The organism is Pontibacillus chungwhensis, from assembly GCF_030166655.1.
Taxonomy (GTDB): Bacteria; Bacillota; Bacilli; order Bacillales; family BH030062; genus Pontibacillus.
Genome location: NZ_CP126446.1, coordinates 602,089 through 613,177 on the forward strand (window position 1 = coordinate 602,089; position 11,089 = coordinate 613,177).

13 protein-coding genes are annotated in these 11,089 nt (G+C 41.8%); 8 read left to right on the plus strand and 5 right to left on the minus strand.

The annotated features are described in order from the left end of the window. Nucleotides 1–113 precede the first annotated feature (113 nt). The 3 genes from ptsG to QNI29_RS03060 all read left to right on the plus strand — a co-directional run bounded on the left by ptsG (nt 114) and on the right by QNI29_RS03060 (nt 3,271). A complete protein-coding gene (gene ptsG, locus QNI29_RS03050; RefSeq protein ID WP_231419349.1) occupies nt 114–2,132 on the plus strand; it encodes a glucose-specific PTS transporter subunit IIBC in 2,019 nt (672 codons plus the stop codon). Nucleotides 2,133–2,150: 18 nt separating this feature from the next. After that, on the plus strand, nt 2,151–2,417 hold the full coding sequence (locus QNI29_RS03055; RefSeq protein WP_231419350.1) for a phosphocarrier protein HPr: 267 nt from the start codon (nt 2,151–2,153) through the stop codon (nt 2,415–2,417). A gap of 251 nt (nt 2,418–2,668) precedes the next feature. Continuing rightward, entirely contained in the window at nt 2,669–3,271 is a 603-nt protein-coding gene (locus QNI29_RS03060) for a TetR/AcrR family transcriptional regulator (protein WP_231419351.1), read from the plus strand. 121 nt (nt 3,272–3,392) lie between these two features. Here the strand turns inward: QNI29_RS03060 and QNI29_RS03065 are convergent, their stop codons facing one another. Together QNI29_RS03065 and sspK are read right to left on the minus strand one after the other, a co-directional pair. Next, a complete protein-coding gene (locus tag QNI29_RS03065; RefSeq protein ID WP_231419352.1) occupies nt 3,393–3,566 on the minus strand; it encodes a YpzG family protein in 174 nt (57 codons plus the stop codon). Nucleotides 3,567–3,578: 12 nt separating this feature from the next. Continuing rightward, nucleotides 3,579–3,737, minus strand: coding sequence for a small acid-soluble spore protein K (sspK, locus tag QNI29_RS03070; protein ID WP_036787409.1), 159 nt, complete (start codon nt 3,735–3,737; stop codon nt 3,579–3,581). Between the two features lie 140 nt (nt 3,738–3,877). On the opposite strand from sspK, the gene QNI29_RS03075 reads away from it, so the two are divergent. Next, nucleotides 3,878–4,144: a YfhJ family protein gene (locus QNI29_RS03075; RefSeq protein WP_231419353.1), complete on the plus strand. Its 267-nt coding sequence runs from the start codon at nt 3,878–3,880 to the stop codon at nt 4,142–4,144. A 63-nt stretch (nt 4,145–4,207) separates the two neighbouring features. Here the strand turns inward: QNI29_RS03075 and QNI29_RS03080 are convergent, their stop codons facing one another. After that, the gene (locus tag QNI29_RS03080; RefSeq protein WP_231419354.1) at nt 4,208–5,188 is read right to left on the minus strand and encodes a metal-dependent hydrolase; all 981 of its coding nucleotides are present in this window, start codon (nt 5,186–5,188) and stop codon (nt 4,208–4,210) included. Between the two features lie 91 nt (nt 5,189–5,279). Here QNI29_RS03080 and mutY point away from each other — a divergent pair, with 91 nt between their 5' ends. After that, nucleotides 5,280–6,332, plus strand: coding sequence for an A/G-specific adenine glycosylase (gene mutY, locus QNI29_RS03085; RefSeq protein ID WP_231419379.1), 1,053 nt, complete (start codon nt 5,280–5,282; stop codon nt 6,330–6,332). Nucleotides 6,333–6,570: 238 nt separating this feature from the next. On the opposite strand, the gene QNI29_RS03090 is transcribed toward mutY, so the two are convergent. Next, on the minus strand, nt 6,571–6,795 hold the full coding sequence (locus QNI29_RS03090) for a mother cell protein YfhS (protein ID WP_231419355.1): 225 nt from the start codon (nt 6,793–6,795) through the stop codon (nt 6,571–6,573). A gap of 150 nt (nt 6,796–6,945) precedes the next feature. Here QNI29_RS03090 and QNI29_RS03095 point away from each other — a divergent pair, with 150 nt between their 5' ends. From QNI29_RS03095 to QNI29_RS03105, 3 genes are all read left to right on the plus strand, one after another. Next, the gene (locus QNI29_RS03095) at nt 6,946–7,140 is read left to right on the plus strand and encodes a gamma-type small acid-soluble spore protein (RefSeq protein ID WP_231419356.1); all 195 of its coding nucleotides are present in this window, start codon (nt 6,946–6,948) and stop codon (nt 7,138–7,140) included. A 298-nt stretch (nt 7,141–7,438) separates the two neighbouring features. Next, nucleotides 7,439–7,969, plus strand: a complete 531-nt coding sequence (gene ntdP / locus QNI29_RS03100) for a nucleoside tri-diphosphate phosphatase (protein WP_231419357.1) — start codon at nt 7,439–7,441, stop codon at nt 7,967–7,969. Between the two features lie 154 nt (nt 7,970–8,123). Continuing rightward, nucleotides 8,124–9,902: an ABC transporter ATP-binding protein gene (locus QNI29_RS03105; protein ID WP_231419358.1), complete on the plus strand. Its 1,779-nt coding sequence runs from the start codon at nt 8,124–8,126 to the stop codon at nt 9,900–9,902. A gap of 52 nt (nt 9,903–9,954) precedes the next feature. On the opposite strand, the gene QNI29_RS03110 is transcribed toward QNI29_RS03105, so the two are convergent. Then, complete coding sequence (locus QNI29_RS03110) at nt 9,955–11,028, minus strand: FUSC family protein (protein WP_231419359.1); 1,074 nt, start codon at nt 11,026–11,028, stop codon at nt 9,955–9,957. Between the last annotated feature and the right edge of the window lie 61 nt (nt 11,029–11,089).

Genomic DNA, 11,089 nt, shown 5'->3' on the forward strand with positions numbered 1-11,089 from the left:
GTGTGGATTTGTGAGTCTTTTTTTACTCATGCCTTTTTTAATGCTTTAAATGAAAGCGTTTGTGATTAGGCTGACAGCTTAAAAACAAAGAACATGAGAGGGAGGAAACGAGAATGTTTAAACAAGCTTTTGGTACATTACAAAAGGTCGGTAAAGCTTTAATGCTTCCTGTAGCGCTTTTACCTGCTGCTGGTTTGCTACTCGGGTTTGGTACGACTTTTCAAAATGAGACATTCTTAAATAAAGTTCCGGCGTTCCGCGCAGAATGGATTCAGATGATTGCTGAAGTCATGGCGGATTCTGGGGATATTGTATTTTCAAACTTAGCCTTACTATTTGCCGTTGGTGTAGCGGTTGGATTAGCTGGTGGTGAAGGTGCCGCTGGACTTGCTGCGATCATTGGTTACTTGATTATGAACGTAACGATGGGCGCAATTGAAGAAGTTACGCCACAAATGGCATCTGATAGTGCCGCCTATGCGGAAGTATTAGGTATTCCGACGCTTCAGACTGGTGTCTTTGGTGGTATTATCATAGGTATTATATCCGCACTACTCTATAAGAGATTCTTTAATATTGAATTGCCTCAGTATTTAGGGTTCTTCCAAGGTAAACGTTTCGTGCCGATTGTAACGGCATTTACTTCTTTATTTGTAGGTATTGCGATGGTTTATTTATGGCCATTTGCTCAAAACGGTTTAAACGCGTTTTCACACGTCATGTTAGAGCAAAACAAAGTGATTGCAGCGTTTGTGTTTGGTGTTATTGAACGTTCATTAATTCCGTTCGGATTACACCACATCTTCTATTCTCCATTCTGGTTTGAGTTTGGTACGTATACGAACCAAGCAGGAGAAATTGTTCGTGGTGACTACTCGATCTTCTTTGCTCAGTTAAAAGATAATGTTGAGCTTACAGCTGGTACATTCATGACAGGTAAATTCCCGTTCATGATGTTCGGTCTTCCGGCAGCTGCATTAGCGATCTACCATACAGCTAAGCCAGAGCGTAAAGCGGTTGTTGGTGGTATCATGGGTTCTGCAGCCTTAACTTCTTTCTTAACAGGAATTACAGAACCACTTGAATTCTCATTCTTATTTGTGGCACCATTATTATTCGCCGTTCACGCGATCTTCGCTGGTTTGTCATTTATGGTAATGGAGATCTTGCAAGTTAAGATCGGAATGACATTCTCCGGTGGTTTGATTGACTACTTGTTATTCGGGGTTCTGCAAAACAAAACCGATTGGTGGCTTGTTCTACCAGTAGGTGCAGCCTTTGCAGTCATTTATTACTTCGGATTCCGATTTGTAATTCTGAAATTCAACCTAGCAACGCCAGGTCGTGAGGATGAATCAGAAGATGGCGGAGCTGAAGTTGATGTGAATGAGAAACCATTTGAAATTCTTTCGGCTCTTGGTGGACAAGAAAATATCACATATTTAGACGCTTGTATCACTCGATTACGAGTATCTGTGGACGATAAAGGGAAAGTTGATAAAGATCGCTTGAAAAAACTTGGCGCATCAGGTGTAATGGAAGTTGGTAATAATATTCAAGCTATCTATGGTCCTGCTTCTGATTCAATAAGAGGACAAATTCAAGATATTATTGATGGCAAAACGCCTCGTCCAGTGGATAAAGAGCCTGCTACAGAAGAATCTTGCGAGGCTCCTACAGGAGAGTTCAGCTTTGTCAGTCCTCTAAAAGGTGAAATTATGCCGATTTCAGAGGTGCCAGATGACGTATTTTCAGGTAAAATGATGGGGGACGGCTTTGCAATTCTTCCATCAGATGGTGAGATTGTTTCACCAATTAACGGGAAAGTACTAAATGTCTTCCCAACGAAACATGCTCTTGGTTTACAAGCTGAAGATGGTACAGAAGTGCTGATCCACTTTGGAATCGATACCGTAACCCTAAAAGGGGAAGGATTCGAAGCATTTGTATCAGAAGGCGACGAAATCACTCAAGGTCAAACTTTATTAAAAGTTGATATTGATTCCGTTCAAGAGAAAGTACCATCCATTGTCACTCCAATTGTGTTCACAAACCTTGGAGAAGGACAAGTTGTGAAGATTAACGCAGAAGGCGCTGTCTCACAAGGACAGAAGAATATTATTTCAATTTAATTAAAGGAGAGATTTTTCATGGCAGAACAAACAGTGAAAATTACAGCAAAAGACGGTGTGCACGCACGCCCAGCAACAGTACTTGTACAAGAAGCAGGTAAATACGAAGCAGACGTTAACCTTGACTACAACGGTAAAAGCGTTAACCTTAAATCCATCATGGGAATCATGTCTCTAGGAATCCCTTCAGGTGCAGAAGTAACATTCAAAGCTGAAGGTAGCGACGAAGAAGAAGCGCTTAAAGCAATCATCGACGTTGTTAAAAACCAAGAACTAGGTGAATAATCACCACCCAGAAAACCAGCATCCCTAAGGATGCTGGTTTTTCTTATATCAGCTCTCTTTAGTGCGGTGAAAGAATGCAGGGTGCCAGACACGCTTTAGTGCGGTAGAAGTACGCAGGGTGTCAGACACGCTTTAGTGCGTTAGAAGTACGCAGGGTGTCAGACGCACTTTAGTGTGATAGAGCGTGCTTGTATTGGGGGTGAGGATTTTCTACAATGGAGGTAGGTAAGAATCGATGAGGAGTGAGTGGTGTGCAAGGATCTAATCATGCGGAGACGAATGAGGAGCTATATAATCGGGCGAAGAAACTGTTTGTAGAGCGTGGCTATGAGGAAGTAACGATGAAAGAGTTAGCCAAGGAAGTTGGATGGAGTGAAAAACAATTAGTAAGAAGGTTTGGATCTAAAGGTGACTTTGTTATTGAATTGATGATGGAAGGTTTTTCACTTGAGGAAGAAGAGAACGATCCAGATGTCAGGAGCCTTAATACGAACAAAGCAGTAGCTGATATTGTGTATGACTACATAATGAAACGGTTGAACCGTTATTTGATATTTGGCAAGAAGTTGTTTAAAGAAATGATGACCTGGAGTTTAAGTCTTGCGAAGAAAAATCCGGAGATGATGAACAAGTTTGTTCAAATGGATTTTATGTTCGTTGATGATTTAATTACTTTTTTAGATGGATTGAAAGAAAACGGAGTTCTTGAAACAGAATTTGATTCTGTGCAAGCTGGGGAAATTGTTTACAGTGTGTTAGCCTTTGAATTCTTAGTTTATATTTATCAGTCTGATCATACGAAAGATCAGCTACATGAAGGAATCCAGAAGAAGTTACATTTTATCTTTACATAAAAAAGACGAGCCCAAAAGGCTCGCCTTTTTCTTTGGAACATCCACTTTAACGCTGTACAGAGAAGAAGGGTGTCAGACACCCTTTGCAACTGTAAAGAGTAAAAGGGAGAATCCAGCCAGGTTAGCTACGTTTTCGCATCTGGACTTGGGTGATGATTTCGGATTGAGATTGTTGGGTCTCTCCATTTACTTGGTCGAAAGCGTGTTTCGTACTAGCGCGTGGAGATTGGAAAGGGTCACTGTATAAATTCTTGAAAAAACGTTTGTCTACACGTTTCTCTGATTTATTGGCCACGACAGGTCCCTCCTAGAAATTTGTGTGATCGCGTTGGGAAGATTTGCGCGCTCGTTCTTGTGGGCGCGTGTTAATGGTGCCGTTTGCACGTTTAGCTCCGTATTCGGACTTAGCGCGTGCTTCACCATTTGGCTTTTTCTCAGGAAATCCCACGGTTTTATTTCTTACCATTCTAATCCCTCCTGAGTCATCTCTTACACCCTCGCTAAGAATAAGTTCTTTTTAAGGGTGTAAGCATAGTATGTGCATCTAATCCGTTGCTATGTGATACAATGGGGTACAGATTGCTGGAAGTAAAAGAGGTGAATACCATGGAAGATATTTTTGATCGGTTAGCGAATCGTCTATGCGAAGAGAACGATCAGCTTAGTATGTATCAAGCACGTATTTGGGTGGAGTACTTGTGGGAAGATTTCGAAACGACAAGAGCTAAGGCCGGACGTGAATATGAGGGGAAACAAGTGACGGAACAAATTGTAATGCAGTGGATTAACAGCTATGGTTCTCGTCTGCACGACTTTATGAGTCGAAACCCCCGTTATCAGCACTTATTCAATGATGATCAACAATTGCACTAAACGATAAAATTTCTTACATGAAGAAAAGACACGGAATCAGGTTCCGTGTCTTTTTTAATCCTTTCATGTGGGTAGGACGTCTAACTTCTTTTGAAGCTTCTCTTCTGAAAAGATCCAGCCAGTATAAGAAGATAGGATATTTAAATCATCATCCAATGTCACCACTGCCACAAATGGATACCGTTCATTGGATCGATAACGCAAATCAATTAATCGTACCTCTGTATAATCATCGTATTCATCGATCTCCCATCGATACACAGGAGAGAAGGAAAGGAATGCATCCATATTCTCATCTTGAATAGCCTTTTGCATAACGGGTAGATCCGGAAGAGGTTTTCTCTTAAATTCATCAAGGATTTCTATTTCTCCGTTCTCTGCGCGGCCAACATAAAACTTATCCCCTGTTGTGATGGCTAGTCGCCATTTGTTGTAACGAATGGTAGGAGAGGTTACAATTTGCTCTACATGATCATAATGATTCTTGATTTTATTTACCATTTCACGTTTGGTGAAATATCGTTTAAGATAATAAAGGACAAGCACAAACCAAACAATGATAAAGGTTATACCTGGATTTGCTCCAAGCCCCCAGGCTATGATTCCTACAAGGTGAAGGCCAAATATATACGGATCAAACGTGTTTATGATTCCGTAAGCAACCCACCTATTCGAAAAGGGTCTGTATGCTTGTGTGCCGTATGCATTAAATACATCTACAAATACGTGTAGAATAACAGCGAAGAAAGTCCATAACCATAAATGAAGGAAATCCACCTGAGGGAAAAAGGCATAAATCAATCCTGCGATTAAAATCCCCCATAAAGCAACAGCTGGCATTGAATGGGTAATCCCACGATGATGACGAATATAGACCGCATTATTACGGAGTTTGTTAACAGTATCGAGGTCAGGAGCTTGAGAACCAGCCATTACGCCAATGAAAACGGCATTAAATAAGGCAGGATCGCTTTGTACAGCAGGATCGAGCGTGGCTAGTCCCCCTAAAGCAACTCCCATAACAACATGGGTACCAGTGTCCATCTTAAGCCTCCTTGTAGACTCTCTTCAATTTTTAGATAATTTTATTGTAACAAAAGGGTGAACAATTGTGAAAAAAGAACCAACTTACAATATGCTTGAAGGCTTTGATCTAGAAGCCTTTCGCCAGGATTTAATCCAGTGGTTCCAAGCCGAGCAGCGGATCCTCCCGTGGCGTGAGAATCAGGATCCATATCGGGTATGGGTGTCTGAAATCATGCTTCAGCAAACACGGGTAGATACCGTTATTCCATACTTCCAAAATTTCTTGGAGAAATTTCCGACACCAGAAGCACTCGCTTATGCCGAAGAACAAGACGTTTTAAAAGCGTGGGAGGGCTTAGGATACTATTCCCGTGCACGTAATTTACAAACGGCGGTGCGTGAAGTAGTCGAAGCCTATGACGGCAAAGTACCCGACAATGAGAAAGAACTTGGGTCATTAAAAGGAGTCGGACCATATACAAGAGGGGCCATCTTAAGCATTGCTTATGATGTACCGTCTCCCGCTGTGGATGGGAACGTCATGCGTGTCTTATCACGTATTCTGATGATTGAAGAAGATATTGCCAAGCCGGCAACTAGAAAAATTTTCGAGTCGTTGATAAGAGAGCTTATCTCAAAAGAAGACCCATCTTCTTTCAATCAGGGATTAATGGAATTAGGCGCGCTTGTCTGTACTCCTAAGAGCCCGTCTTGTCTTCTTTGTCCTGTGCGCTCCCACTGCCGAGCTTTCCATGAAGGGAAAGAAACGGAACTACCTATTAAGTCTTCTAAGAAGAAACAAAAGCGTCTTCCTTACATGACTCTCGTTCTGCGAGATCAACAAGGACGATATGTAGTCGAAAAGCGTCCTGAAAATGGATTGCTCGCAAACCTATGGCAGTTCCCGATGGTTCCTATACAGCAAGTGGACCGTGAAAAAGTTCCAGAGTGGGTGAAAGACCACTATGGGTTAGATATTGAACTGTTAAATACAGTGGATCACATCAAACATACTTTCTCCCATGTGATTTGGGATCTAGAAGTGGTTACTGCTTCAGCAAGTGGCGAATTGACCGCTAGCGATGCTCGTTTTGCTTCCAAAGAAGAACTTGAGGCTTTACCATTTCCGGTTTCCCACCAAAAAGTTCACAAACATCTATAAAAGGACTGCCCCCGTTAAGGGGCAGTTTTTTTATTTAGCGATGCCGTCCAGTCTGTACGGTGCTAACCGGGCGCTTCCGCTATTGTGTCATCCAGCTGCAGCGCCCAGCACCTAGCAGACTTCCTTCACCTCCGGTCGATAAGTCAACATCGGATCGCTGTCGCTCTCCGTGTTTCCTTTATCTCACTGCGGTTCAGTCCAGTCTGTACGGTGCTAAACGGACGCCTCCGCTTTTGTGTTAGTCAACTACAGGTTTAGTCCCTGATGTCCATGTGGCTTCTCGTTTGGTGAAGCCTCCGCGGCTTTGGATCTCTTGATTGATCTCTCTTAAGATCGTCGTGCCTTCAGAATTAAGGTAAGGAACCATTTGACTTAAAGCATGTTGGAAATAAACAAGCTCATCTTCGCGCCAGTCGTCTTTCTTTGTCACCGTAAGTTCAGTCATATCTCGACCAATATACATGATTTGATCCCTCCCATATATATAGGATGAGCAGTAAAAAGGTGACCTATACGGCAATGCTGTTGTGATTATTGGATTAATATGGAATTTAAATTTATTGGATAAACTTCGTGTTTTCTGCACAATCTAGTTGTTGCGGAGGTGATTAAGTTGGCTAAAAAACAAAACCAACAGCAAGCAAACCAAACAGCTTCAGGTACAAATGTTGATCACGTGAAACAGCAAAACCAACAGTCTGCACAAGGACAAGGGCAATACGGTACAGAATTTGCTCAAGGCCAAGGTAAAACAGACGTACAACACGTGAAACAACAGAACCAAAAGTCTGCACAAAAGAAAAAATAACAGCATCATCATACGCGGATGTCGTAACCCCCAAATTTTAACGACTTCCTAAAAAGAAGAGTATCCCTGAAAAGTTTTCTCTTCCCTTGGTCTTTCTGCCTAATCAGCAGGAAGCCTACGGGAGAGGGGCTTAGGGGGTACTCTTTTTTCGTGTTCTTTAAATAATTCTCCCTTTCCTCTCTGCGATTTAGTTTTATTATTTCCAATCGACTCTACTTATCGTTATAATAATATGAAGGAAAGATATAGAATTTTTAAATTAAAAAGGTCGTGTGAATAGAGGAGAAAGGGAGATTTCATGCCAGTCCCAAAGCCAGGTCAACATATACAAATTCATAGCTATAAGCATAATGGTCAGTTGCACCGAGTGTGGGATAGCACCACTATATTGAAAGGAACGAATAATGTGGTGATCGGTGCCAATGATAAAACAAGGGTAACGGAAAGTGATGGTCGTACCTGGATTACACGGGAACCAGCCATATGTTATTTTCATTCGAAGTACTGGTTCAATATTATCGGTATGCTCCGTAATGACGGGGTATATTATTATTGCAACATTAGTTCTCCGTTTGTCTATGACGAAGGGGCCATTAAGTACATTGATTATGATCTAGACGTCAAAGTGTTCCCGGATTATACGCACATCCTCCTAGATGAGGACGAGTATGAAATTCATCGCCAGGATATGAATTATCCGGGTGTACTCGATCATATTCTAAAGAACAATGTGAATCACTTGCTGCGTTGGGTAAGGCAACGAAAAGGGCCTTTTTCACCGGAGTTTATTGATCAATGGTACGAACGTTACTTAACTTACTTGTCGTAAGAACAAGAAATGTCCTAAAAGGGGACGGATCCCAGAACCATATGGGATTGTCCCCTTTTCTATTCGTTAAACGATCGCTCAACAAAGATGTTTTGACAGCGTCCTATAGTTTACTAAGGCGCTTTTGCAACAACATAGAGGAAGAGGTGACACCATGGGTAGCGTGAAGCGCTATATGAATTTCGTAAAACCCTATAAGTGGAAAATTGTACTTACGGTGTCGATTGGGATATTAAAATTTGGTATTCCTTTATTGATTCCGTTACTCTCAAAATATGTGATTGACTCCATATTAAACAATCCTGATATGACACAAGCAGAGCAAATTGATCAACTGTTCTGGCTCATGGGAGGAGCTTTCGTCGTATTCGCTATTATTCGTCCGCCTGTTGAATACTTCCGCCAGTATCTTGCTCAGTGGGTCGGGAACAACATTTTGTATGATATTCGCGAAAAATTATTTGATCATATCCAACGTCTTAGCTTGCGGTTTTACTCCAAAACCAAAACAGGTGAAGTTATCTCACGTGTTATTCATGATGTTGAACAAACGAAAAACTTTGTTATGACAGGCTTAATGAATATTTGGCTCGATATGATTACGATTGTTATTGCGATTGGGATCATGCTTTATATGGATGTCTGGTTAACGCTTGTATCGATCTCCCTGTTTCCCCTATATGGATTTGCTATTAAATACTTTTATTCTAAACTACGGAGACTCACGAGAGATCGTTCCCAGGCTCTTGCTCAAGTACAAGGGCATCTGCATGAACGTGTGCAAGGGATGCCTGTTGTGCGGAGCTTTGCTCTTGAGGATTATGAGCAAGAGCAGTTTAATGTACAGAATAAGAATTTCTTAAACAAAGCGCTGAGCCATACGAGCTGGAATGCGAAAACGTTTAGTGTAACCTCAACGATTACAGACATCGCGCCATTACTCGTCATCGCATTTGCAGGGTACTTTGTTATTCAGGGTAATATTCAAATCGGTACGATGGTTGCGTTTATTGGGTATATGGAGCGCGTTTATAGTCCCCTTCGCCGACTTGTGAGTTCGTCGACTGTGCTCACTCAATCTCTGGCATCAATGGATAGGGTTTTTGAATTTATGGACGAAACCTATGACATTAAAGACAAAGAGAATGCGGAGAAGCTTGAGCACGTTCATGGGGACGTAGAGTTTGATCGGATCTCATTCCGCTATGATGAGGATGAAAGCCTCGTATTAAAGGATCTTTCATTGAATGTTAAGAAAGGGGAGACCATTGCCCTTGTTGGAATGAGTGGGGGAGGAAAGTCGACCCTTATTAGCCTGCTCCCTCGTTTCTACGATGTAGAATCAGGTAGCATTAAGATTGACGGGAAAGATATCCGAGATGTCGAAGCTCGCACTCTTCGCGATAAGATTGGTATGGTACTTCAGGATAACATTTTGTTTAGTGAATCAATTGCTATGAATATTAAGATGGGGGATCCTGATGCAACGGATGAAGAGATGATTGAAGCAGCTAAAGCGGCGAATGCTCATGACTTTATTATGAGTTTGCCGTATGGATACGACACGACCGTTGGGGAACGAGGCGTGAAACTCTCTGGAGGTCAGAAGCAACGTGTGGCGATTGCCCGCGTATTCTTGAAAAACCCGCCATTGCTTATCTTAGATGAAGCAACGTCTGCTCTTGATCTTGAAAGTGAACATTTAATTCAAGAGGCCTTAGAGAAACTGGCGGCAGACCGAACGACGTTTATTGTGGCTCACCGTTTATCCACAATCACGCACGCCAATCGGATTGTTTTGCTAGCTGATGGAGAAATCAAGGAAGTTGGCAGTCACGAAGAACTTATGAACAAAAAAGGTGCCTACTACGACCTTTATCAGGTTCAACAACTTGATGATGCTGAACCAGAAACAGAATATTTAGGAACGTAAATAAAGGGAGAGGGGCCGCATCATGCGGTTCCTCTCCCTTATTTGTTTGCCACTATTTCTTAATCGTCTTAATCTGTTCACTCGTATGATAGAGCTGATAACTAGAAAGGAGCTTTTTCAAATGAGCCAATTTCTGATGATAATCCATTAATTTCGTGGCAAGAGGGAGGAACATTAATTTCTCTTCCTCTGTTTCTTTCTCTTCATATATATCAATTAAGTACTCGACTAACTTAGGGATATTTGGCTCACCAGCTTCTTCAATTGGGTCGGTTTCATGGAACCTGATCCTTCCTTTAAGAGAAAGGATGAGTTTCTCATGAACGTGGATGACTTTATCCAGCTCGTTCACAAGTGTTGTTCTAAATTCTGAAGGGACTTTGTCCATTTCATTTTCAAGGCTACTAAACGTTTTCAGCACTTCGAAAGCCTTTCGGGTAGTCGAGATTAAATGCTTAAATAAAATAAGTTTACGAGCTTTTTCAAACCGGCGCTTCTTAAAATAGGTTCGTTCTTCTCTAAATAAGCTGTATGTGTGATCTAAGGTGACCATTGCACTCTCAAGGCGATCAATTTCCTCGCGTAGAGCAGGTCGATCAGAAAGATGCCGGGTCGTAATGCGAAGCCATTGTAAAATGTCACCTGTATGTTGGTCGACCTGATTGAATAACTTCGTTTCGTATTTAGGTGGGATAAAGACCAGGTTCACGACAAAGGATGCGAAGATCCCGATCATAAGAGATGAGAAGCGTAACATCGTAAATGGAAGAAGGTCCATCTCTGTCGATTCCATAATGGCGATAACGGCTACAAGGGCTAGAAGAATGGTGTTCTCTTTCATACCAAACTTCACACAGACACCGATAACAAGGACGATCGTAAATCCCATAATAAACGGATCATTCCCAAGAGAAACCAATATTATATAAGCGACAATCGCTCCAATAATATTCGCTTCTACTTGTTCTACAATTGACTGATATGACCGGTAAATGGATGGTTGTATGGAGAATAACGCAGCCATACCTGCGAAAACTGTGCTTGTCTGGAAGGGGAGGGCTGCCGCAATATAAATAGCAATGGCAACGGCTAGTCCTGTCTTCAGCATACGTGCACCTAACTTCATGTCACAACCTTCTTTCAGAAGAAAAATCCAATAAACGAGATTGATTATACAAGATCTGCTT